This window comes from Flavobacterium urocaniciphilum (genome assembly GCF_900110615.1).
GTDB classification, from domain to species: Bacteria; Bacteroidota; Bacteroidia; order Flavobacteriales; family Flavobacteriaceae; genus Flavobacterium; species Flavobacterium urocaniciphilum.
Genome location: NZ_FOEI01000004.1, coordinates 1 through 24,823, shown reverse-complemented (window position 1 = coordinate 24,823; position 24,823 = coordinate 1). Strand labels below are relative to the sequence as shown.

The 24,823-nt window shown below is 30.7% G+C and carries 23 protein-coding genes; 17 read left to right on the top strand and 6 right to left on the bottom strand.

Features of this window, described 5'->3' with window-relative positions:
• Positions 1–13 precede the first annotated feature (13 nt).
• The 6 genes from BMY86_RS08245 to BMY86_RS08220 all read left to right on the top strand — a co-directional run bounded on the left by BMY86_RS08245 (position 14) and on the right by BMY86_RS08220 (position 10,155).
• Complete coding sequence (locus BMY86_RS08245; RefSeq protein WP_091467553.1) at positions 14–1,093, top strand: agmatinase family protein; 1,080 nt, start codon at positions 14–16, stop codon at positions 1,091–1,093.
• 82 nt (positions 1,094–1,175) lie between these two features.
• Positions 1,176–1,592 (top strand): YMGG-like glycine zipper-containing protein, encoded by a 417-nt coding sequence (locus tag BMY86_RS08240; protein ID WP_091467551.1) that lies wholly within the window; start codon positions 1,176–1,178, stop codon positions 1,590–1,592.
• A gap of 141 nt (positions 1,593–1,733) precedes the next feature.
• Positions 1,734–3,077, top strand: coding sequence for an FAD-dependent oxidoreductase (locus BMY86_RS08235; RefSeq protein WP_091467548.1), 1,344 nt, complete (start codon positions 1,734–1,736; stop codon positions 3,075–3,077).
• A gap of 61 nt (positions 3,078–3,138) precedes the next feature.
• Positions 3,139–5,634: a DUF2339 domain-containing protein gene (locus BMY86_RS08230; protein ID WP_091467545.1), complete on the top strand. Its 2,496-nt coding sequence runs from the start codon at positions 3,139–3,141 to the stop codon at positions 5,632–5,634.
• Positions 5,600–6,838 carry a hypothetical protein gene (locus tag BMY86_RS08225; RefSeq protein WP_091467543.1) on the top strand — a complete coding sequence of 413 codons (1,239 nt, stop codon included), beginning with the start codon at positions 5,600–5,602 and terminating at the stop codon, positions 6,836–6,838. The genes BMY86_RS08230 and BMY86_RS08225 overlap by 35 nt, the downstream gene beginning before the upstream one ends.
• A gap of 74 nt (positions 6,839–6,912) precedes the next feature.
• Positions 6,913–10,155 carry a S41 family peptidase gene (locus tag BMY86_RS08220; protein ID WP_091467540.1) on the top strand — a complete coding sequence of 1,081 codons (3,243 nt, stop codon included), beginning with the start codon at positions 6,913–6,915 and terminating at the stop codon, positions 10,153–10,155.
• Positions 10,156–10,258: 103 nt separating this feature from the next.
• Here the strand turns inward: BMY86_RS08220 and BMY86_RS08215 are convergent, their stop codons facing one another.
• From BMY86_RS08215 to BMY86_RS08205, 3 genes are read right to left on the bottom strand one after another with little or no spacing between them, the layout of a single operon-like run.
• A complete protein-coding gene (locus tag BMY86_RS08215) occupies positions 10,259–10,624 on the bottom strand; it encodes a cupin domain-containing protein (RefSeq protein WP_091467538.1) in 366 nt (121 codons plus the stop codon).
• A gap of 4 nt (positions 10,625–10,628) precedes the next feature.
• On the bottom strand, positions 10,629–10,997 hold the full coding sequence (locus BMY86_RS08210; protein WP_091467536.1) for a DMT family protein: 369 nt from the start codon (positions 10,995–10,997) through the stop codon (positions 10,629–10,631).
• Positions 10,998–11,004: 7 nt separating this feature from the next.
• Complete coding sequence (locus tag BMY86_RS08205; RefSeq protein ID WP_091467534.1) at positions 11,005–12,516, bottom strand: helicase HerA-like domain-containing protein; 1,512 nt, start codon at positions 12,514–12,516, stop codon at positions 11,005–11,007.
• A 339-nt stretch (positions 12,517–12,855) separates the two neighbouring features.
• On the opposite strand from BMY86_RS08205, the gene BMY86_RS08200 reads away from it, so the two are divergent.
• From BMY86_RS08200 to BMY86_RS08160, 9 genes are all read left to right on the top strand, one after another.
• On the top strand, positions 12,856–13,686 hold the full coding sequence (locus BMY86_RS08200) for a MotA/TolQ/ExbB proton channel family protein (RefSeq protein ID WP_091467532.1): 831 nt from the start codon (positions 12,856–12,858) through the stop codon (positions 13,684–13,686).
• A gap of 37 nt (positions 13,687–13,723) precedes the next feature.
• Positions 13,724–14,356 carry an ExbD/TolR family protein gene (locus BMY86_RS08195; protein WP_091467529.1) on the top strand — a complete coding sequence of 211 codons (633 nt, stop codon included), beginning with the start codon at positions 13,724–13,726 and terminating at the stop codon, positions 14,354–14,356.
• Between the two features lie 18 nt (positions 14,357–14,374).
• The gene (locus tag BMY86_RS08190; RefSeq protein WP_091467526.1) at positions 14,375–14,950 is read left to right on the top strand and encodes an ExbD/TolR family protein; all 576 of its coding nucleotides are present in this window, start codon (positions 14,375–14,377) and stop codon (positions 14,948–14,950) included.
• Between the two features lie 21 nt (positions 14,951–14,971).
• Entirely contained in the window at positions 14,972–15,814 is an 843-nt protein-coding gene (locus BMY86_RS08185; RefSeq protein WP_091467523.1) for an energy transducer TonB, read from the top strand.
• Positions 15,814–16,059, top strand: a complete 246-nt coding sequence (locus tag BMY86_RS08180; protein WP_091467521.1) for a hypothetical protein — start codon at positions 15,814–15,816, stop codon at positions 16,057–16,059. The genes BMY86_RS08185 and BMY86_RS08180 overlap by 1 nt, the downstream gene beginning before the upstream one ends.
• Positions 16,052–16,561, top strand: a complete 510-nt coding sequence (locus tag BMY86_RS08175) for an energy transducer TonB (protein WP_091467519.1) — start codon at positions 16,052–16,054, stop codon at positions 16,559–16,561. The genes BMY86_RS08180 and BMY86_RS08175 overlap by 8 nt, the downstream gene beginning before the upstream one ends.
• A 221-nt stretch (positions 16,562–16,782) precedes the next feature.
• Positions 16,783–17,664 (top strand): PstS family phosphate ABC transporter substrate-binding protein, encoded by an 882-nt coding sequence (locus tag BMY86_RS08170; RefSeq protein ID WP_091467517.1) that lies wholly within the window; start codon positions 16,783–16,785, stop codon positions 17,662–17,664.
• 11 nt (positions 17,665–17,675) lie between these two features.
• Positions 17,676–19,370, top strand: coding sequence for a tetratricopeptide repeat protein (locus tag BMY86_RS08165; RefSeq protein ID WP_091467514.1), 1,695 nt, complete (start codon positions 17,676–17,678; stop codon positions 19,368–19,370).
• 323 nt (positions 19,371–19,693) lie between these two features.
• Positions 19,694–20,326, top strand: a complete 633-nt coding sequence (locus BMY86_RS08160; RefSeq protein WP_091467512.1) for a 7-carboxy-7-deazaguanine synthase QueE — start codon at positions 19,694–19,696, stop codon at positions 20,324–20,326.
• Between the two features lie 77 nt (positions 20,327–20,403).
• Here BMY86_RS08160 and BMY86_RS08155 read toward each other — a convergent pair whose 3' ends face one another.
• The gene (locus tag BMY86_RS08155; RefSeq protein WP_091468126.1) at positions 20,404–21,105 is read right to left on the bottom strand and encodes a class I SAM-dependent methyltransferase; all 702 of its coding nucleotides are present in this window, start codon (positions 21,103–21,105) and stop codon (positions 20,404–20,406) included.
• Between the two features lie 89 nt (positions 21,106–21,194).
• On the opposite strand from BMY86_RS08155, the gene BMY86_RS08150 reads away from it, so the two are divergent.
• Positions 21,195–21,692, top strand: a complete 498-nt coding sequence (locus BMY86_RS08150) for a YkgJ family cysteine cluster protein (protein WP_394332567.1) — start codon at positions 21,195–21,197, stop codon at positions 21,690–21,692.
• Between the two features lie 58 nt (positions 21,693–21,750).
• On the opposite strand, the gene BMY86_RS08145 is transcribed toward BMY86_RS08150, so the two are convergent.
• Positions 21,751–22,977: an exo-beta-N-acetylmuramidase NamZ family protein gene (locus BMY86_RS08145; protein WP_394332571.1), complete on the bottom strand. Its 1,227-nt coding sequence runs from the start codon at positions 22,975–22,977 to the stop codon at positions 21,751–21,753.
• Between the two features lie 5 nt (positions 22,978–22,982).
• On the opposite strand from BMY86_RS08145, the gene BMY86_RS08140 reads away from it, so the two are divergent.
• A complete protein-coding gene (locus BMY86_RS08140) occupies positions 22,983–24,215 on the top strand; it encodes an ABC transporter permease (protein WP_091467507.1) in 1,233 nt (410 codons plus the stop codon).
• Positions 24,216–24,412: 197 nt separating this feature from the next.
• On the opposite strand, the gene BMY86_RS13205 is transcribed toward BMY86_RS08140, so the two are convergent.
• Positions 24,413–24,544 (bottom strand): hypothetical protein, encoded by a 132-nt coding sequence (locus BMY86_RS13205; RefSeq protein WP_262487560.1) that lies wholly within the window; start codon positions 24,542–24,544, stop codon positions 24,413–24,415.
• Between the last annotated feature and the right edge of the window lie 279 nt (positions 24,545–24,823).

Here is a 24,823-nt window from a genome sequence, read left to right as displayed (position 1 = left end):
TTAATTTAAGAACATGAATAAACAACAAAAAATAGAAAGTTTTGATCCGTCACAACCTGGTTTAGCAGATGCTACTGTGTTTGGATTGCCTTTTACATCAGAAGAATCGGAAATTGTAATTGTACCTGTTCCATGGGAAGTTACCGTTAGTTACGGTGCAGGAACATCGGAAGGACCAGATGCTGTTTTAGACGCTTCTTTTCAAGTAGATTTATTGCATCAAGATTTTCCTGAATTATGGAAATTAGGAATTTATATGGATCATGCTCCAGAACATTGGGCAAAAAATTCAGATAAATATAAAAGTTTAGCACAACCAATTATTGAAGCGTTAGAAAACGGTGAAGATGTTTCCACTTTTCCAGCATTACAATCTGATTTAGATAAAATCAATAAAGTTTGTCGTGAATTACATACTGAAGTTAAAGAACGCGTGTTGTTTTGGCAACGTCAGGGTAAAAAAGTAGCCCTTTTAGGAGGTGATCACAGTACACCACTTGGATATTACGAAGCGTTAGCAGAAACACATGAAAGTTTCGGAATTTTACATTTAGATGCACATATGGATTTACGAATTGCATATGAAGGATTTACTTATTCTCATGCTTCTATTATGTATAATACGTTACAATTACCACAAGTTTCAAAGATTGTACAAATTGGTATTAGAGATTTTTGTGAACAAGAAGTTGATGTAGTTAAAAAATCAAATGGTCGCGTAATCGTACATACCGATGCCGATATGAAAGCAAAAGCTTTTGAAGGATTAAGTTGGAAAGATCAATGTGATGAAATCATTGCGCAATTGCCTCAAAAAGTTACCATTTCATTTGATATTGACGGAATGTATCCTTGGTATTGTCCGAATACAGGAACACCAGTTCCAGGAGGATTTTCATTCGAACAAGCGACTTATTTATTCAATAAATTAGCGGAATCAGGAAAAGAAATTATAGGATTCGATTTAGTAGAAGTTGCTCCAGGTGAAAATGATGATTGGGATGGGAATGTTGGAGCGCGTATGTTGTTCCATATGTGTGGGGTTTTTGCTAAATCTCAAAACTTAAACGTTGGGAAAAAAGTAACGTTTTAAGACTTTTTTAAGTTTCGTATAAGTTTATTTGGCACAATTTTAGCTAAATTTGTTAGATACTAATTTTTAAAAATTTATATTTATGAGAAATGCATGTATAATATTGTCTATGTTATTTATTGTTTCATGTCAGTTTCAAAATAAAGAAGAAATTGAAAAAGCTAAACAAGCTAGTATTGATTCAATGAAAATTGAAATGGAAAAGCAAAAAGTTGCCGATTCATTAGAAGCAGAGCTTGCTAAAGTTAAAGAGGAAAAAGAAACTCTTGAAAAGTCAAAAACAGTGGTGGTTAATAATTCAACATCTTCTGAACCAGCAAAAAAGAAAGGTATGAGTAATACTGCTAAAGGTGCTTTAATCGGTGCCGGAGTTGGTGCTGCAACCGGAGCAATTGTCAGTAAGAAAAAAGGACAAGGTGCAGTTATTGGTGCAGTTGCAGGTGCTGGAGTGGGTGCAGGTACAGGTGCCATCATTGACGCAAATAAGAAAAAAGAATAATAAATTGAAATAGTAAAGCGCATGGTTTGTTTTAAATCATGCGCTTTTTTTATTTCAAAAAATGAAAACTATTAGGGTTTTTACATACGTAAATTAATGAATATATCTTATTTTTGTATTCATATTATATAAGCAAATTTCATGCAAACTCATAAAAAAATTGCCGTTGTTGGTTCTGGTCTAGTTGGGACACTTTTGGCAATCTATCTCAAAAAAAGAGGACATACAGTTCATGTATTTGACAGAAGTCCGGATATCAGAAAAATTAATTTTACAGGTCGTTCTATTAATTTGGTTTTGTCTGATAGAGGTATCAAAGCACTAAAAGATGTTGGTTTAGATAAAGAAGTTTTAGGTATCGGTATTCCGGTAGAAAAACGCGCTATTCATACAGGTGTTGATACCGTAAACGAGCAATTTTATGGTAAAGATGGTGAAGTAATTTATTCACTTTCTAGAGGTTTGTTGAATAAAAAAATGGTTGATCTTGCCGAAAAAGCAGGCGTTGAGTTTTTTTTCGGTGAAAAAGTTTGGGATGTAGATTTAACTACAGCTACCATTTCAATTGGAGAATCTGAAAGAGGAGAATGGGTTACACATGATTATGATATTACTTTCGGTGCTGATGGTGCTTTCTCAAGAATTCGACATAAAATGCAACGCCAAAGTATGTTTAATTATTCTCAAGAATTTTTAAATATTGGTTATAAAGAATTGAATATTCCTGCAAATGCAGATGGTTCACATAAATTAGATAAAAACTCACTACATATTTGGCCAAGAGGTAATTACATGCTTATGGCTTTAGCTAATTTAGACGGAAGTTTTACCTGTACATTATTCATGCCACATGATGGTGAAAATTCATTCGAATCACTACAAACAAAAGAACAATTAGTCGATTTCTTTGCGAATCATTTTCCAGATACTAAAGAAGTAATTCCAAATCTAGTAGAAGATTTCTTTAAAAATCCAACGAGTTACTTGGTTACCATGAAATGTTTTCCTTGGACTTTTAGTGATAAAGTTGCGCTAATTGGAGATGCATGTCACGCAATTGTTCCTTTTTATGGACACGGAATGAATGCCGGTTTCGAAGATATTACAGTTCTTGAGGAAATGATGGATAAATATGGAGATGATTGGGCGAATTTATTAAACGATTATGAAAATTCTCGTAAGCCAAATGCTGATGCGATTGCCGAACTTTCTTATAGGAATTTTATGGAAATGAGCTCTAAAACTGCGGATGCAAATTTCTTGCTTCAAAAGAAAATAGAAAAATGGTTTTCAGATAAACATCCAGAATTATGGGTGCCATTATATTCTCGTGTAACCTTTAGTCATCAACCGTATGCTGAAGCTTTAGCTATTGGAGATCGACAAAATGAAATCATGCAAGAAATTCTTCAAATGGAAAATATTCATCAAAATTGGAATTCAGAAGCAGTAGAAAATAAAATATTAGAGCTATTGAAAGTTTAATTATTTAAATAGCAGTTAGATTCAAGGTAAATTTCTTACATTTGAGAATAAAATATTCTCTATGGATTTACCAATAGCTTTGATAATAATAGTTTTACTTTTACTTGTATTATCTAAAATTAATTCGAAATTTCAAAGTTTGCAAGATTCAATTTCTCGGTTAAACGATAAAATTAATGAATTAAACAAACAACTGAATCGAAATGAAATTAGTCCAAAAGAAACTATAAAAACGGTTGTTAAAGAAGAACCAATTCTTACTAAAACTGAAGTGATTTCTGAACAACCTAAACCTGTTGTTGAAGCAGATAAAACAATTCCTGTGGTTGAAAAACCAGTTGTTCCTGTTCCAAAAGAAGAAAAGATTGTGTTTAATGCACCGCCAATTATAAAAGAAAAACCAGTTTTCGTTTCAGAGAAATCTTGGTTCGAAAAATTCAAAGAGAACAATCCAGATCTAGAAAAATTTATCGGAGAAAACTTAATTAATAAAATTGGAATCTTAATTCTGGTTTTAGGGATTAGTTTTTTTGTAAAATTTGCCATTGATAAAAATTGGATTAACGAAACAGCCCGTGTAGCCATCGGTATATTAACCGGTTCTTTAGTTATGGGAATTGCTCATAAGTTAAAGAAAAATTATATCGCTTTTAGTTCTGTAATGGTTGCTGGTGCCATAAGTATTTATTATTTCACTATTGCAATTGCATTTCACGACTATCATATTTTTAGTCAAACTGTAGCTTTTGCAATAATGGTTGTAATTACTGCATTTAGTGCTTTTGTTTCAATAAATTACGACCGTCAGGAATTAGCAATTTTATCATTAATAGGTGGTTTTGCAGTTCCGTTTATGTTGAGTACCGGACAAGGAAATTACGTGGTGTTGTTTACGTATATTGCTATTTTAAATATTGGAATTTTAGCTATCGCCTTTCATAAAAAATGGCATATTGTTACAGCTTTATCATTCTTTTTTACAACAGTTTTATTTTTAAGTTGGAATGTAACAGAAATCAATAGTCATAAATTACCACACAAAGGGGCTTTCATTTTTGCAACATTATTCTATTTTATTTTTAGTATAACTGCAGTTATAAATAATGTTAGAAATAAAGGTGTTTTTTCAACGATTGAATATTTTATAATTACCATAAATACGTTTGTGTATTTCGGAATTGGATTGTCTATTATTGAAGATGCAAAACTCGATTTAAAAGGAATTTTCACGCTTTCATTAGCAGTGTATAATTTTGTTTATACGGCTATTTTATTCAAAAAATTCGGATTGGATAAAAATGCAGTGTATTTATTAATTGCTTTGGTGTTAACTTTCTTAACGCTTACCATTCCAATACAATTTGAGGGAAATCAAATTACTCTATTCTGGGCTTGCGAGGCTGTAATGCTCTTTTGGTTGTCTCAAAAATCGAAAATCAATTTATTTAAATTAAGTGCTGTTGCTGTTCAGATATTAATGGTATTTAGCTTAATTATCGATTGGTTTCAAACTTATGGTGCTTACGATTTAACATTGAATATCATCTTTAATAAAATTTTCATCACCGGACTGGTTGCATTAGGTTCCTTTGTAGCAACGTATTTCATTTTGAATAAAGAAAAAGAAGATAGTCTAATTTATACATTTAAGTTTCAACCAACTATTTATAAAAATCTTTTAGTAGTTTTCGGAATTCTCATGGCTTATTTGGTTGGAATTTTAGAAATTTCCTATCAAGCAAGTGCGTTTTTAACGAACGAATATTCTATTGCTTCTTTTTCATTAGTGTATCATTTTGTGTTTACTACAGGATTAATTTATCTGGTATTCTACAAAAAAGAAATAGAGTTGTACAAGCCAATTTTTGTGTTGTTAATTATCAATTGTATCATTTATATTGTTTACTATTCGACTTTACCAACCAATGAAATGGTGTTAAATTTGAAAGAACAACCCGATTTTAATTTCGCTTTCTATTTCCATTATATTCTATTAATTTGTTTAGTTTATTATTTCATTCTTTTGATTAAAGAAATTAAAGGAAAATCAAACTTTGAAGTATTCAACTCTAAATTTGCCATTTGGATTTTAATTATTTCAGGAGTATTTATTTTAAGTAACGAATTGTTAATTCATGCCATTCATTTTAATGATACTTCACAAATGGAACTAGAAATAGCTAAAAAATCAAAAGTAATTACAGATAAATACCATTTACAAATTATTGCAAATGATATAGTTTCAGAAGAAATTAGCCATCTTAAAACACAAGTAATAAAAATTGGTTATCCAATATTATGGGGTGTTTTATCGTTTATATTATTAATTGCCGGAATTAAGCAAAATTGGAAGCAAATTAGAATTATCGCATTATCTCTTTTAGGATTAACCGTATTGAAATTATTTGTGTACGATATCAATAATGTTTCCGAAACAGGTAAAATTGTTGCATTTATCTTACTCGGAGTTCTAATTCTGATTATTTCTTTTGTCTATCAAAAAATTAAAAAATTAGTGGTTGATGAATCATCAAATACCAATTCTGATGAAAATTAAATTCGTATTATATTGTCTTTTTGCTTTTGCTTTTGGATTTTCTCAAACCCATAAAGCAACAATTTCTGATGTAAAAAAAGATGGATTTCACAATATTACAATTTCTCCAGAAGTTCGTTCGGCAAGTAAGGATAACTTAGATTGCTTTAGAATTTTAGATAAAAGTAAAAAGGAAGTTCCTTATGTAGTTGTTGAGAATTTGAATCGTATTGCTTTACATTTTAAAAAAGTAACAATTGTAAATAAATCTACTAGTAAAGATTCAATTTCAAGAATAATTATTACTGATTTAGATTTAAAAAACAATACAGAATTAATACTACATATTGCTAATTCAAATATTGATAAAACCTATTCAATTAGTGGAAGTAATAATCAAAAAGATTGGTATGGGTTGGTTTCTAATCAAATTTTATCTGATTTGAATAATGAAAAAGAAACCTCAGTTAGAAAAACGATTTTAATTCCTAAAAACAATTATAAGTTTTTAAGAATAGATTTTAATGATAAAAAATCATTACCAATTAATGTTTTTGATATTGGTTACTATAAAGACAAAGAAAGTGCTGTCGAAACAACTTATTTAAAAGAATTTAAATATAAAATCTCCGAAGACAAGAAGAATAAAAAAACAATCATCACATTTTCATCTGAAAATTTCCAAAGAGTAGATAAGATTTCTTTTGATGTAAAAACGAAATTATTTTCAAGAAATGCTTCTGTGTTTGTAAATAAAAAGCGAAAAGTTAAAAAACGAACAGAGAATTTCAAACAAGAAATTTCAAATTTTAATTTAGCATCTAATACTTCAAATCTATTTCATTTGAATAACTTTTTTGAAAAAGTATTTACTATCGAAATAGATAACAAAGACAATCAACCGTTAGAGATTTCAAACATTAAAGTACTGCAAAACGCAATTTCTGTTGTAGCCGATTTAAAAGCCAACGAAAAATATGATGTAATTATCGATACAACATTAACGCAACCGCAATACGACTTAGCTAATTTTACTCAAAAATTTAATTCAGATTTGCCTTTAGCGACAATTACCAATTTGCAAAAATTAGACAAGAAAACTAAAGAAGATACAGATAAAGCATTTTGGCAGCAACCTGTTTTTTTATGGAGTTCCATTTTAATAGCTTTAGGGTTATTGGCATACTTTGTTTTTAGTATGTTAAAAGATGTTGAGAAGAACTAAAGTATAAAATTCACATTATGAGAATTATAACTCTAATTTTCGTAAATTTGGGTGGTCAACTATAAACTATACATATGAATATTAAAACAACACTTTTTTGTTTGCAATTATTTTTGCTTACAAGTTTTTCTTTTGCTCAGGAAGCGCTTTGGATGCGTTATCCTTCAATTTCCCCAGACGGAAAAACAATTGCTTTTGGATATAAAGGCGATATTTATTTGGTAAATGCACAAGGCGGAACGGCAGTTCCTTTAACTATCCATGAAGCTCATGATATGATGCCAATTTGGAGTAACGACGGAAAGTCAATTGCTTTCGCAAGTGACAGACACGGAAATTTTGATGTTTTTATTATGGCTGTAAGTGGCGGAACACCTACAAGATTAACATACAATAGCGCAGCTGATTATCCATATGATTTTTCACCAGACGATAAAAATGTATTGTTTGGTAGTTCAAGACAAACGAGTTCAGCAAATATTCGTTTTTATTCACCACGTTTATTTCAAAATTTATACACTGTTAATGCAACAGGTGGAAAGCCAATTTTAATAACGGAAGGTGGTATTGAATTCGCTAAATACAATAAAGCGGGAAATCAAATTATTTTTCAAGATAGAAAAGGATATGAAGATCCTTGGAGAAAACACCATACAAGTAGTGTAACTCGTGATGTATGGTCGTATGATGTAAACGGACAAACGTTTAGTAAAATCAGTAATTATATTGGTGAAGATAAAGAACCTGTATATAGTGCCGATGAAAAAAGTATTTATTATTTAAGCGAAGCCGATGGGAGTAATCAAAATGTGTATAAATACAATGTGGCTTCTAAAGCTGTTACTGGATTAACTAGTTTTAAAAATAATCCAGTTCGTCATTTAAGTATTTCAAATGATAATAAATTGTGTTTTTCATATGATGGTCAAATTTATACAATGTTAGAAGGTGGAACGCCACAAAAAGTTGCCGTAACTATTCAAAACGATGGTAAAACAAATGTGGAAAAAAACTTACCGCTTTCAGGAAATATTAGTGAGTTTGTTCCGAGTCCAGATGGAAAGGAAATTGCATTTATTTCTCGAGGAGAAGTTTTTGTTGTAAATGCGGAAGGTGGTTCTACTAAAAGAATTACTAATACGCCAGAACAAGAACGTTATGTGCAATGGTCGCCTGATGGTAAGAAATTAATTTATGCTGGTGAAAGAGGCGATAGTTGGGATATTTATGTTGCGACTATCGAACGTAAAGAAGAAAAATATTTTTATGCTTCTACTATTTTAAAAGAAGAGAAAATTATTGGTTCTGATAAAGAAGAATATATGCCAAAATTTAGTCCAGACGGAAAAGAAATAGCCTATATTGAAGAAAGAAATATTGTTAAAGTATACAATGTAGCAACGAAAGCCTCGCGTGTGGTTTTACCTGAAGGAAGAAATTATAGTTATTCTGATGGCGATTTTGGATTCAATTGGAGTAACGATAGTAAATGGTTATTTATTGATGATGCAATGGGGAATTTTGCAATCGCACATACTGCAATGATTAAAGCTGATGGTTCTGAAACTAAATATCCAATTATGAGTGGATTTGGTGAAGATTCTGCCAAACAACAAATGGGTGGAAAAGCTTTAGCTTGGTTAAGTAGTAAAGAAGGTAGAAAATCGTTAGCCTATCAAGGAAGTAGAGAAGTAGATGTTTATGCTGTTTTCTTTGATAAAAAAGAGTATGAAAACTTCAAATTGTCTAAAGAAGATGCTGCACTTTTAAAAGAAAAAGAAGATGCTGCCAAAAAAGAAAAAGAAGGTGATGATAAAAAATCCGACAAGTCAAAAACAGAGAAAAAAGATGAACCAAAACCTTGGAATCCAGATTTAACAAATTTAGAAACTAGAAAAGTTCGTGTAACGATTAATAGTTCTTCTATTGCCGATTTCGTGTTTAATGAAGACGGAAGTAAATTGTTTTATTTAGCTTCTTTTGAAAAAGGTTATGATGTATGGGTTACAGAAACACGTACAAAAGAAACTAAAATTTTAGCTAAACTTGGAGGAACGGCTAGTCAATTGTTTTTAAGTAAAGACGGTAAAAGTTTATTCGTAAATAATGGAGGTAAATTAATGAAAATTGAAGCTGAAGGTGGAAAAACGTCTTCAGTTGATGTAAGTTCTGATATGGTTTTAAATACTCAAGCTGAAAGAACTTATATTTTCAATCATATGTGGAGACAAACGGCTAAGAAATTCTACGATCCTAAATTACATGGTGTAGATTGGAAAATGTATAAAGATACCTATGCAAGATTTTTACCACACATTAATAATAACTACGATTTCCAAGAATTATTAAGTGAAATATTAGGAGAATTAAATGCTTCTCATACAGGTGGAAGATATAATCCGCAAATGAGTAATCCGGATGTTACTGCAACATTAGGACTTTTATATGATCAAAAAAGTAAAGATGCGGGTTTAAAAGTTACAGAAGTTATTCAAGGCGGACCATTTGATAAAGCAGATTCAAAAGTAAAAGCAGGTGCAACAATAACTAAAATTGACGATCAAACTATTACAAACGATGTAGATTGGGCAAAATTCTTAAATAGAAAAGTAGGAAAAAATACTTTAGTAAGTGGAGTAGATGCAAATGGTGTAGCGTTTCAAGAATCTGTAAAACCAATTGCTTTTGGTGAAGAAACAGCATTAATGTACAATCGCTGGATCAAAAAAATGAATGCAATGGTTGAAAAACTAAGTGATGGTAAAGTAGGTTATGTACATGTTCAAGGGATGAATGATGGAAGTTTCCGAGAAGTGTATGATCAGGTAATGGGTAAAAATTTCGAAAAGAAAGCTTTAATTGTAGATACACGATTTAACGGTGGTGGTTGGTTACATGATGACTTATTTACTTTATTAAACGGTAAAAGATATTTAGATTTTGCTCCACAAGGTAATATTGTAAAAGATGCTGAGCCAGTAGGAAAATGGACAAAACCTAGTTGTGTATTAATGTCTGAAGGAAATTATAGCGATGCCTTTATTTTTCCTTATATCTACAAGCAAAATGGAGTAGGTAAGTTAATCGGAATGGGTGTTCCAGGAACGGGTACAGCTGTTTGGTGGGAAACTCAAATTGACCCGACCTTAATTTTTGGTATTCCGATGGTGGCAACAATTGGTAAAGAAAGAAGAGCTACAGAAAATCTTCAAGTAGATCCAGATATTCAAGTGAATTTATCGTACGAAGATTTCTTAAAAGGAAAAGATACGCAGTTAGAAAAAGCAGTGGAAGAAATGCTGAAATCTATAAAGTAATAGAGTGACAGAGTAACAGAGTAACAGAGCGACAGAGTGTCAAAGTTGCAAAGTAGTATAGTAAAAAAAAGCTCTCCAATTGGAGAGCTTTTTTATTTAAGATTTATTCTTCTTCTCGATGCACTTTTGTAAAATCAAAGGCAGGTTTGCAAATCGCAATATATTCACATTCTTCCGAAAAAGGATTGGAATATTGAACTCTAGTATGGGCTTCTATTTTTATAGATTGACCCGCTTCCAAGATTACCGTTTCGTCTTCAATAATAAATTGCTTTTTACCTCTAATAATATATGTGTATTCTTCAAATTCTGGAGTTTGAAACGGTTCACTCCAATAAGGCGGAGCAACCATATGTGCAATGGAAATAGCACTATTGTCTGTGGCTGCTTTTCCGTGATGTTCTTCAATTAATTTCCCATCAGTGGTAGGAACTACAAAAGGCGATTTTTGGATAAAATACTTTTTCATAATCTTATTTTCTAAAAATAAAGTAAACAGCTAAAATTAAAAAAAGAAAACCTACGGCATGATTCCATTTAAAAGTTTCGTTTTTAAAGAATATCATGGAGAAAATCACAAATACAATTAACGTAATAACTTCTTGAATTACCTTTAATTGCATTAAACTAAAAGGACCGCCATTTCCATTAAATCCAATTTTATTGGCAGGAACTTGAAAGCAATATTCGAATAATGCTAATCCCCAACTGATTAAAACAATTGTAATTAATCCGGCATTTTCAAACCATTTCAATTCTTTAAATTTCAAATGACCATACCATGCTAATGTCATAAATACATTAGAAAGTATCAGTAATCCTATAGTAAAAAAAGCTTTCATGTAAGTATTAACGTTTACGCTTAAATAGCATCATTAAAACTCTAAAAATTCCCGAAATAAATGCAGCACTCGTTAAAAACTTGATAATTGGGTTTTGTCTGGTACTGGATTTCTTTTCTTCTTTTTCCTCAGCTTTTTCTTCTTCAATTTCAGCTTGCTCTTCTTGAATTTTTTCAACTTTTTCAGTTAAAATCTCAAAAGCACTTTCGCTATCTGTTGCTTCTTTGTATTTTTTTACCAATTTTGAATCCGAATTAATTTCAGAAATTTCATCTTCTGTTAATACATCCATTCTACTCATAGGTGCACGCAACATTGTAGCAGCTAATGGAGTTGGAATCCCTTTTTCATTTAAAGCAGTTACAAAAGCTTCTCCAATTCCAAGTGAAGTTAAAATTTCATCCGTTTGATAATATTCAGAAGTAGGATAATTATCTGCTGTTTGTTTGATCGCTTGTCTATCGTTAGCAGTAAAGGCTCTTAATGCATGTTGAATTTTTAAACCTAATTGTGCTAAAACTCCTTTCGGAACGTCAGTTGGGTTCTGAGTGATGAAATACACACCAATTCCTTTAGAACGAATTAATTTTACAATGGTTTCAATTTGATCTAACAATACTTTACTTGCTTCATTAAATATTAGATGTGCTTCATCAATAAATAAAACCAATTCTGGTTGTTCAGCATCTCCTTTTTCTGGCATTTTTTGATAAATTTCCGCTAATAAACTTAACATAAAAGTAGAAAACAACTTAGGTTTGTCTTGAATGTCTGTTAATCTTATAATGTTTACATAACCTTTCCCGTTTTCATCAATTCGCATTAAATCTTCAATATCGAACGATTTTTCACCAAAAAAGAAATCACCACCTTGTTGTTCTAATTCGATAATTTTACGAAGAATTGTTCCTGTTGTAGCGGTTGAAATTTTACCATAGCTTTCAGAAATTTCATCTTTACCTTCTTCTGTAATATAATTCAATACCTTTTTAATGTCTTTTAAATCCAGTAAAGGCATATTGTTGTCTTCACAATATTTGAAGATAACCGCAACAACACCAGCTTGAGTTTCATTTAAATCCAGAATTCTTGAAAAAAGTACAGGTCCAAATTCTGCAACCGTTGCTCTTAATCGTACTCCGTTTTGAGCAGAAAGAGTCATTAATTCAACTGGAAAACTCGAAGTTGTATAAGGAATGTTAATTTTAGAGTGTCTTTCTGTAATGAAAGATTTTTCTTCACCTGGTTTTGCAATACCTGAAAAATCACCTTTGATATCCATCATCAAAACCGGAATACCAAAAGATGATAATTGTTCGGATAATACTTGAATCGTTTTTGTTTTTCCAGTTCCAGTAGCACCTGCAATTAAACCATGACGGTTTAACGTTTTTAAGGGAACTTTTACTTGCGTTTCACCTACAGCTTCTCCGTTAAGGATGGCTGCACCTAATAAAATACTATCACCTTTAGATGAATATCCTTCATTTATATGTTGTATAAAAGCTTCTTTTGACATTTTTTTTCGTTTTAGTATTACAAATATGAATTTTTTTTTAAAAAGTATAAAACTTTACGTTATAAAATAGATTGAAAAAGATAAAAACTTCCGATTTTTTAACGTCAAATTTTAAAAAAATAACACAGTTAATGATTAATTATCAATTAAGTGACAATTAATTTACATTAATTTAATCTAAATAGGCGTTTTGGTATGATTGTTGTATAAATTTGAGGTAATAAGTTATTTTTTATCAAATTAGTTTTTTTTTCAAATCTAATTCGCATAAATTTGCCATCTATCAAAAAAAATTAAAATCAAAATTATTAATCATTTTTAACTAAAAAAATTAAGAAAATGGCACAGGATTTAAACGTTTCTGTAGAGAACAACGAAAACAAAGGTACTAGCTTTTTTGCAGCTGCAACTATTGCAATTTGTATTGTAATCGGTTATTTAGTATGGAAATTTGTAATGGGAGCATCAGGTAACTTCCAAGGAGGAGATGCTGAAAATGGTCACCCACTTCCAGGTAACTATTTAGGGATGGTATACAAAGGAGGTATTATCGTACCAGTTTTAATGGGATTATTATTAATGACGTTAGTATTCTCTATTGAAAGATTTTTTGTAATTAGAAAAGCTGCTGGTAAAGGAGATTTAGAAAAATTCGTAAAAGAAGTTATGGGTCAAATTAAATCTGGTGATGTTAATGGTGCTTTAGCTGCTTGTGATACACAAGAAGGTTCTGTTGCTAATGTAATTAAAGCAGGTTTATTAAAATCAGAGCAAGTAAAGAAAGACGGTTTAGATGTTGAAAAAGCAACAGAAAATATTACTAAAGAAGTAGAACAAGCAACTTCATTAGAAATGCCAATGTTAGAGAAAAACTTAACAATCTTATCTACATTAGTATCTATTGGTACATTATTAGGATTATTAGGAACAGTATCTGGTATGATTAAAGCATTCGCTGGATTAGCAACTGCTGGTACTCCAGACCAAGCGCAATTAGCAAATGGTATTTCTGAAGCCTTAATTAATACTGCTACAGGTATTGGTACTTCTACTATCGCGATTATTTCTTACAACTATTTTACATCTAAAATTGATACTTTAACTTATTTTATTGACGAAGCAGGTTTTGCTATTTCTCAAGCTTACAAAAGAGCTAAAGGAAACAACTAATTTTCAATAATCATATATTAAGTTAAAATAAAGTAAAATGGCTAAGGTAAAAATATCTAAAAAAAGCACAAAAATTGACATGACGGCCATGTGTGACGTTGCGTTCTTATTATTGTCCTTTTTTATCATGACATCAACTGCAAAAGTTCCTGAACCAAAGCCAGTAGATACTCCAGCTTCTACCGTTAAAGCAAAATTACCAGAAAGAAATTTAGCTACTATTACAATTGGTGATAGCGCTGTTTTCTTCGGAGTAAGTGAGCGTGAAACGAGAATTGCAATGTTAGAAAAAATGGCAGCGCAATATAATATGGAGTTTACTGATGAAGAAAAACAAGAATTTTCTAAAATTGATGGTTTTGGAGTTAGTATGTCTGAATTAAAAGCACTTATTAAATTAAGTAGTGCTGAAAGAAATAATGAAGGTACTCAAAAAGGTATTCCTTTCAAAGACTCTACAGACAATCAATTAGCAGATTGGGTTAAAGCAGCTAGAGAAGCTTCTTTTGAATTATCTGAAATGAAAGGTAAAAAAGAAGAATTACAAGTTGCTATTAAAGGTGATTCGAAAGAAAAGTATCCAACAGTTAAGAAAGTATTAGATTTACTTCAAAAACAAGAAGTAAATAAATTCTTCCTAGTAACTGGTTTAAGAAGTGAAGATTTTTAATAAAAATAAAAATATAAAATGGCAGAATTAAATACCGGTGGCGGTGGCGGCAAAGGCGGCAAGGTAAGATCTAAAAAATCGAATCCAGGAGTTGATTTAACAGCGATGGTAGATTTAGCATTCTTACTGATTACGTTCTTTATCTTAACTACCACGTTATCTAAACCACAATCTATGGATTTGGCTTTACCAGATAAGGATAAACCAAAAGAAAATGAAGCTGATCCGCCAGAAACTCCTGCTTGGAGAACTTTTACGGTTGTAATGGGTAAAGACAATAAAGTAGTTTACTATATTGGAATGACTGATAAGCCTTATAATGAAGATGGTGTAGATGGTACTCCAAAAGTTTTAGGTTATGGAGGTAAAGGGATTAGAAAAGCAATTTTAGCACATAAAGAATATGTGGCTCAAAGAGTTAATAATCCTGAAAAAGAAGGTTTAACTGTTCTAATTAAAGCATATAAATCGGCTAATTATAAAAATGTAGTAGACATCTTAGATGAAATGGCAATTACAAAGCCAAGAACCTATGCAATGGTAGATATTACACCAGGCGATGTTAAAATGCTTGAAGACAAGGGAATTAAATAACATAACTTAAATTAGATAAAGATGAGTTCAAAAATAAACTTATTTCACCAAAGCTGGGTAAACACAGTTTTTGATGGTCGTAACAAGAGTTATGGAGCCTATGAATTAAGACAATCGAATCCTAAAACTACATTAAGAGCTTTATTATTTGGGTCTTTATTTTTCATCGGAGTAATTGCTTATCCAGTTATCAAAAATGTTTTAGGTAACATGGGAGGTGAAGAAAAAGAAGAAATTAGAGAGGTTAAACTTCAAAAAGTTGATCAACCTAAAAAGAAAGAAGAGAAAAAAGAAGAAATTATAGAAGAAAAGAAACCGATTGAAGAGAAAAAAACGCAAACGGTTACTGATATTCAAAAATTTGTTCCGCCTGTAGTTGTAGAAAAGAAAGAAGTTAAAGAAGAATTAGCAACTATCGAAGAATTAAAAAATAAAAACGTTGGTACTGAAACCATGAAAGGTAACGAAGATGGGCAATTAGTAGTTGATAATACAGCTACTGAGGAGAAATCTAAAGAAGGTGAAGTAATCGACTATAACCAAATTTTTAACTCTGTTGAGGTTGAAGCTGGTCCTCCTGGAGGTATCGAAGCATTTAGAACTAAAATTGCTCGTTACTTAGGAGAAGAATTCTCTGACTTAGAAGATCCACTAGTAGGAGAAGTAACGTTAAGATTTGCAATCATGGAAGATGGATCTTTTGATAGATTCTCTATTGTGAAGGAAAATCCAAAAGGTATGAAATTAGCTGAGAAATCAATTAATTTTGTTAAGAAACAGCCTAAATGGACTCCAGCAGAAATGAACGGTAGAAAAGTTAAATCATGGAGAACATTACCACTTAAATTCCAATTAGGAGGATAATGAATTGGTATAAAAATTTCAAACAGAAATCGCCCTTACAGCGATTTCTGTTTATTTTAGGGGTATTTTTCTTTGTGCTTTTTGTTACAATGGGTTCAATATTTGTATTTTGGGATAAACTAATACCATCACTTGATAAGGTGAGTTTGAGAATTTCAGAACAACAAAGATTTTATTTTGGAATTTTATTAATGATTTATGGCGCTTACCGTTTCTTGAAATTAATGAATAAAAAAGATGAGTAATAAGAAGTTTGTTTTAATTGTTTTTTTATCATTTTCTTTTAGTTTTTCAATTGCACAAGAACAAGAAAAAAAAGAAATTGGAACAGAAGCAGAAAAGAAATCTGATACAATTAAAGGTCCAAACTACAATATGATTTTTAAAGTAGTTGATGTATCAGCTACTCCACAAAACGGTATCCAAGATTTTAGAAAACGTATTGCTACTTCTTTTAAATTGCCAGAAGTTGAACAAAAAACCTTTGGAAGTGTTACCACTAGATTTGTTATTTGGAATGATGGTTCGATTAGAGATGTAAAGGTAATTAAAGAAGAACCAACTGGACTTGGTTTAGGAGCAGAAGCAATAAGAGTTGTTAGTAATTCTGGAGATTGGATTCCTGCACAGATTGATGGGAAAAATGTTAATCAATATTATGTATTGCCATTAAAATTTGAAATTAGTCCAACACACAAAAAGAAAAAAGAGGTTCAAAAAGATAATAATATTGAATCAAAGCAATAATATAGCTAGTTAGTGCATTTTGTTAATTAAAAAGTATTAAACTGAAAATCATTAATTAACATAAAGGTATAGAAATTATAATTATGAGAAAAGCTAATTTAATCGTATCTTTATGGCATAATTTATTAATCATTTTCTCAAAAAATAAATGTTTTTAAAGTGCTTGATTTTAAACGTCTTTTTTCTTTAGAAAATGGAGTACTAACTTTAAAAATTATGAAATGAAAAAAATAATTTTAACTCTAGTGTTTGCCATTGTTCTTGCTGCTTGTAATCAACCAGGTCAAGTTAAAGAAACAATTACAAAAGGTATTACAGAAGTTTATGTTGATGAAACTTTATTACCAATTATGCAGGAACAGGAAGAAGTTTTTGAAAGTGTATACAAATATGCTGATATTAAATTAATTCCTAAACCTGAAACGGAATTGGTAAAAGACTTAATGAATCTTGATGCTAAAATTTTAATTTTACCTCGAGAATTATCTACAGAAGAAATTGCAACGTTAAGAAGTAAAAGCTATATAGGAAGAATTACTCCTTTAGCAACAGATGCAATTGTAACAATAGTTAATAAAAGTGATAGTAAGGATAAAATAACTACTCAAGAGATATTTGATATTCTACAAGGAAAAAACACTACAAGACAATTAGTTTTTGATAATCAAAATTCAAGCACATTAAATTTTTTAATGAAAAAGGCAGGTGTAACAGCCTTACCAAAAAATGGCGTTACCGCATTAAAAAATTGCAATGAAGTTATTAAATTTGTTTCCGAAAATAAAAATTTTATTGGGTTTGTAGGTGTTAATTGGATGCTTAGTCCTGATGCTGATTCTGAAAACGATTTAAAAAATGTTAAAGTTTTAGCCGTTGGAAATACTTTGGAAAAAGCCGTAAAACCCTCACAAACTGCAATTTATACCGGTGAATATCCTTTTGTTAGAAAAATATTTATGTTAAATTATCAAGGAAAAGCAGGTTTAGGCATGGGTTTTGCTTCATTTATTGCAGGAGATATTGGTCAACGTATAATCCTTAAATCAGGTTTGTTGCCACACAATATACCAACAAGAGAATTAAGAATTAGAAAAGAATTATAAAATAATTAAAAATGAAAAGAGTTTATTTAGCAAGTATTGCAACATTGTTTACCGCAACAGTAATTAATGCGCAAGATTTAGAGCAAGTAAAAAAATCTATAGATGCAGAGAAATATTCTGATGCAAGAAAAACTTTAAAAAGTATGGTAAACACATCACCAGATAAAGGAAAAAACTTCTTTTATTTAGGACAAGTTTATTTAGCATTAGACAAACAAGATTCTGCAAAAGTTTATTTCGAAAAAGGTAAAAATGCTAAAGACGCTGGTCATTTAAATTTAATTGGTTTAGCACATATTAATTTAATTAATGGAAATAAAACAGAAGCGCAAGCGAATATTGCTTCTGCTTTAGCTAGTGCTAAAAAGAAAGACGTAGAAGAGCAAATTTTTATTTCTCGTGCTTATTTAAATTCAGAAAATCCAGATTTTTCAAAAGCTGTTGAGGCTGCTAAAAAAGCAGTTACAAACGACCCTAAATCTGCTCAAGCATATTTGGCTTTAGGTGATGCACAATTAGCAAATAAAAATACAAATGATGCCTATGTTGCTTATAGAACAGCATTTGAATTAGACAATACTTTATATAGAGCTAAAACACAATTGGCTGTTATTACTAGAAATGCTCAAGCGTTTCCAGAAGCTATGAAAGCTTTAAAAGATGTTGTGGCTTTAAATCCAAATTATGGTCCTGCTTACAGAGAAATGGCGGAGACTAATTTAGCTTGGGCTTTTGGAAAAAATTCAAACTTCCAAGAAAAAGCAACTGCTGCATTAGAAAATTATAAAAAGTATATGAGTTTAACAGATACTTCTGTAGATTCAAGAATGAAATATGCTGATTTCTTAATCTTAACAAAAGATTGGAAAGGTGTAGAAGCTGAAGCATTAGCCATCCAAAAAATGGATAAAGTAAATCCTAGAGTTTTACGTTATTTAGGATATGCTTCTTTAGAAAACGGAAATTCAGAAGCAGCAATTAAAGCTATCAATGAATTTATTGCTAAATCTGAGCCTAAAAAAGTAAAAGGTAGAGATTACTCTTATTTAGGTAAAGCAAAATTAGCTAGTGCTATGGATGCAAACGGAGTTATTACAAATGCTAATAGATTTAATGAAGCTTTAGCTGATTTAGTAAAAGCATCAGAATTAGATCCTAAATTAGGAGGTGAGTTCAGTGAATTAGGTGTAAAATTATACAAACAAAAAGCATATTTTGAAGCTGCAAAAGTATTAGAATTAGCTTTAAAAAATTCAGCATCTAAATCTTACACATTAGATAACTATTATTATGGTAATTCAGTGTTGTACCACACAATGGATAAAACTCCAGCACAAAAAGCTGCATTTACAGCTGAATTTGAAAGAGCGAATAATGCATTTGCTGAAGTAATTAAAGCTTCTGCTACAACACAAGATGCTTATTTTTCAAAAGCACAATTAAACCGTGTAATTGATACTGATGCTTCTAAAAAAGTGGCTGTAACTGATTATGAAGGTTATATTAGTGTAGTAAACGCAAAAGGTGAAGCAGAATTAAGCAAAGAATCTGTTAAGAAAAATTTAGTTGCTGCTTATACATTTATCGGTTCTAGTTATTCAGCAACTGATAAAACAAAAGCAATCGAAGCATTCGAACAAGCTTCTAAATTAAATCCAACTGATAAATATATTTCAGAATCTTTATCAGTATTAAAGAAAAAATAATTTTTAAAGGTTAATACGTAAGAAACCGATAGCGAAAGTTATCGGTTTTTTTATTTGGAGCTATTTACTACGTCAATTTGTTTCACTTATGTCCAGCTTTCCATTATAGTTGTTCTCATAAATAAGTAAAAACTAAATTTTGCAAATAAGCTTCCGCTGGTCGCTTTTTTTAAAATGTTTTTATCTCATTTCTTTCAAACAAGCTGCCATTCTAATCTGGGCTAAAAAGCAGACGTAACAATTTTCACATTTCAAAAAACTTCCAACTTCTAACTTCTAACTTCTAACTTTATATTATCTTTGCAGACTATTTAAAAATATAAATGCTTAATAAAGAAATACAAATACAAGTAGATAAAGGTGAAATGCTTCCGTTAATGGAAGAATTTTATACTATTCAAGGAGAAGGATTTTATACCGGTACCGCTGCATACTTCATTCGAGTAGGAGGATGTGATGTAGGTTGCCATTGGTGTGATGTGAAAGAAAGTTGGAATGCCGATTTACATCCACCTACAGCTATTTCACATATTGTTGCCAATGCAAAAAAATATGCAGAAACTGTTGTGGTTACAGGTGGCGAACCTTTAACTTGGAACATGTTGCCTTTAACTACAGAATTAAAAGCAAATAATTTACGTGTGCATATTGAAACTTCTGGTGCTTATGAAGTTTCTGGTGAATGGGATTGGTTTTGTTTATCACCTAAGAAAACTAAATTACCGGTTCAAAGTGCATATGATATGGCAGATGAATTGAAAATGATCATTCATAACAAACATGATTTTATGTTTGCCGAAGAACAAGCAGCCAAAACAAATTCAAATGCTATTTTGTTTTTACAACCAGAATGGAGTAAAAAAGAAGAAATGACGCCTTTAATTATAGATTATGTAATGAATAATCCAAAATGGAGAATTTCGTTACAAACACATAAGTATTTAAATATACCTTAAGATAGAAATCTTCAAAATCACAAATTCCAAATCCCAAATTTTTACTAATTTGGGATTTGGAATTTTTTATTTGGAATTTAGAACGAAAGTCGAGCTAAATAATCAAAATGTTCGCCTTCAGTTATTAACTCACAATTTAATCCATGAGCATGTGCTGCGTTTTGAAGGGTATTATAATCTAAATATAACCAATCAAATGGTTTTTCGGTTTCATTTTTATAAGAAATGGTAAAAGTTAATTCGCCATAATATCCTGTTGCAGGAATTTCAAAAGCGCCATCTTCATCTTGATCATACATGTAAATCAAATCGGAACTGTCAATTAATATTTGTCCACCTTCATTTAACATAGATTTCAAATGTGTCATGTATTTCGAAATTTGATTCAATTTTCCAAAAATTCCTGTTCCATTCATTAAAAGTAAAAGCGTATCAAATTTTTCTTCAGAATAATCTAGTATATCACGAACATAAGCTTTTTCAATTCCTCTTAATTTACAGGCTTCAATTGCTTTTTCAGAAATATCTATTGCAGTAATATCTATATTTTTTTCTTGTAGATATAAAGCATGACTACCCGCTCCACAACCAATATCTAAAACTTTTCCTTTACACAATTGTAAAGCTTTTTGCTCAATCTTTGGCATTTCGGCAAAAGAACGAAATAAATACGCTACATCCATTTCATCTTCTTCAGATATATTAGTTTCTGTAAGTAAGTTTTCTGGGAAATTATTAGTTTGATAATCAAGTATAGCTTGTCCGAATAAATCTTTCATGTTGTCATTACGAGGCATGAAGCAATCTGCGCTCTAATTTAGGTTAATAAAGTTTATGTTGTAACTTTGCATTTCTAAATTTAGCTTTTATGTTGAAACCATCTTTAAACGAAATACAAAAACTTGCCAAAGATAAGCATAACGAAAACAAAAAGTATTTTGATAAGCTAAAAAAGAAAACACCCAAAAATTTAGATTATGTAATGCAAGATTTACATGATGCCGAATTTAAAAAAACCGATTGTTTAGAATGTGCCAATTGTTGTAAAACAACCGGACCGCTTTTTACTTCTGCGGATATTGAAAGAATAGCGAAACATTTCAAACAAAAACCACAGCAATTTATAGAACAATATCTTCGAATTGATGAAGATAACGACTACGTTTTAAAATCTGTGCCTTGTACTTTTTTAGATCATGAAAATTATTGCATGATTTATGATGTTCGCCCAAAAGCTTGTCGCGAATTCCCTCATACCGACCGTCAAAAATTTCAGCAGATATCCAATCTGACTTTGAAAAATGTTGCCATTTGTCCTGCTGCCTATAATATAGTGGAGGAAATGAAAAAGAAAATGCCGTTGTAAATTTTTATAAAAATATATTCGCCCAGTCTCCCTCTCCTCAGAGAGGGTTGGGGTGAGGCTAATAAATCAAATATTGCTTTCTCATTTGTTTGAAGGCAATTAATCCATCTTCCCAGCTTTTTCTAATTTCTTTTTCCGAAACACCATTTACAATTTGCTCTTGTAGTTTTTTTGTGCCGGCAAGTTTCGTGAAGAAATCATTAAAGAAAACCGATTTATCTGAAGTGTCTGCATAAGCTTTAATCAACCATTTCAATTCAAGTTGGGTAACTTTTTTAATTTTAGTTAAATCTTCACCTATACATACTACATCTTTATGCATCGGTTCTTTGGCTCCAAAATTTGAAATCGGAGTAAAACTAAAATTGAAATTAGTTAAAAAAGGTGAACCATAAATTTGAAATTGTTTTTCTGTTCCTCTTCCAACACTCACATTTGTGCCTTCAAAAAAGCATAAACTCGCATATAAATTAATTGCTTGATCATTTGGTAAGTTTGGAGATGGCTTTACAGGTAAACTATAGGGCATTTCTCTTTTATAATTAGTACACGGAATAACAGTCAATTTACATTGAATACCATTTGTTAACCATTTTTCACCATTTATCATTTTAGCATATTCGCCAATTGTCATTCCATGTAAAACCGGAATAGGATGCATTCCCACAAAACTTGTAAATTCTTTTTCTAAAACCGGACCATCTACAATTGTTCCATTCGGATTTGGTCGGTCTAATACAATTAATTCAATATTATTTTCTGCACAAGCTTCCATTACATAATGTAATGTAGATATATAGGTGTAAAATCTCGCCCCAACATCTTGAATATCGAAAAGCATCACATCAATATCGGCTAATTGTTCTGGTTTTGGTTTTTTGTTATTTCCGTAAAGTGAAATAATTGGTAAGTTCGTTTTACTGTCTTTTCCATCTTTAATTAATTCACCAGCATCAGCAATTCCTCTAAAACCATGTTCTGGAGCGTAAATTTTTAAAAGATTGATTTGTTTTTCTAATAAAAAGTCAACAATATGTTTATTGTTTTCTACAATTCCTGTTGGGTTAGTAACAATCCCAACTCTTTTATTTTTTAATAACGGTAAATAGGTAGTATAGTTTTCTGCACCCGTTTTTAAAACTTTGTCTTTAGAATCTGTTTCTACTATTTTTGTGTCATTATATATAGGAGTGGAAGTGTTCTTCTTTTTTGCGGCACATCCAAAAGAAAATAATAGTATTAAAAAAAATAAAACCGTATTTTTGAACTCAAATCTCATAAGAATATATTTTGAATTTAGAATATTTTATTGCAAAACGACTAGTCGCTTCTAAAAGTTATAAAAGTAGTGTTTCTTCTCCAATTATAAAAATTGCAATTTTAGCTATTGCTTTAAGTATACTTATGATGGTTATGTCTGTGGCAACAGGAATCGGATTGCAACAAAAAATTCGTGAAAAAATTTCTGCCTTTAACGGACATGTGGTGATTTCTAATTTCGACGACAATCAATCGCAAATTACTTCTGAACCAATCGACTCTCGATTATTATCAATAAATCAATTAAAGAAAAACGATTTTGTAACACATGTGCAACCTATTATAACTAAAGGGGCATTAATTCGTACTAAGTCAGAATTTGAAGGAATTGTATTTAAAGGTGTAGATAAAAGTTACCAATGGAATAACTTAGCGGAGTTTTTAGTTGATGGGAAATTACCTGTTTTTAAGGATGGTGATATCAATCAAGTTTTAATCTCTCAGTTTATTGCTAATCGTTTGCATTTAAAAGTAGGTGATACTTTCAATACCTTTTTCATGAAAGACCAAGGAAAAATGCCTAGCGTTAGAAAATTTAAAATTGCGGGTATTTATAATTCAGGTTTTCAGGAATTCGATTCTTCATATATAATAGGTAATATCGAACATTTGCAACGCATTAATAAATGGCAACCTAATCAAGTTGGAGCGTATGAAGTTTTTATAGACGACTTCACTTTGTTAGATCAACGTGCAGATGAAATCTACAAAAGCATTCCGCCTACATTTAATAGTATGGCTATTTCTCAAAAGTATTTTAGTGTTTTCGAATGGATAAAGCTTTTCGATTTTAATATTTTAGTAATCCTTATTATAATGATAGGTGTTGCAGCTATTAATATGATAGTCGCTCTTTTGGTTCTAATTTTAGAACGCACACAACTAATAGGTATGTTAAAAGCATTGGGAGCAAACAACTGGTCGGTTCGAAAAGTGTTTTTGTATAATGCGTTTCATTTAATCTCAAGAGGATTGTTATGGGGAAATGGAATTGCACTTTTATTATTGTTTCTTCAAAAGCAATTCGAAATTGTAAAACTGAATCCAGAAAGTTATTATGTGTCAACTGCGCCAGTCGATATAAATTTACTTCATATACTATTATTAAATGTAGGTACTATACTAATATGTGTAATTGTATTATTAGTTCCGTCTTATTTAATAACTAAAATTTCACCAGTAAAAGCTCTTCGATTTGATTAAGTAGCTATTTCCTGTATTCCACTATAGGTATATTTTGGCCAAAAAAGAACCTCACAATCCCGCAATAGCTTCTAAAGTCGCTTTGCGGGATTGGTTTTTCTAAGTTTTTTGCCAAATTATACGCTGCCGTTCCATCCAGGGCTAGACTATATTAATGTGTATTTCTATTTTTAAGTTCATTTTTGAGTGTTCTAAGTTCAATATTCTATATTTTTTCCTCCATTACTGTCTATATAACGACTAAATTGTTGTATTGTAAAATACGTTAAGACTAATAATGTAGTAAAATTAGTACCTGTAAAATCAGTACTTCCAGCTTCCGGCTTCAATCTCCCATCTTGCCGTCAAAAAACTTTCGTTTCTAACTTCCTGTAAACGTGTATCTAACAAAAAACTTTCAAAAAAGATTGCAAAAAGGCTTGCGTAATTGAAAAAAGGTGGTACTTTTGCACCCGCAATCAACAAGTAGTTGAGCGCACAACAAGCGAAGTTCTTTATTTAATGTGATATAAATCTTTAAGGGTTTGAGTTTAAGGCGAAAGCGAAAAACTTTAAAAAAACTTCAAAAAAGATTTGGATTATAAAAAATAAAGATGTTATCTTTGCAC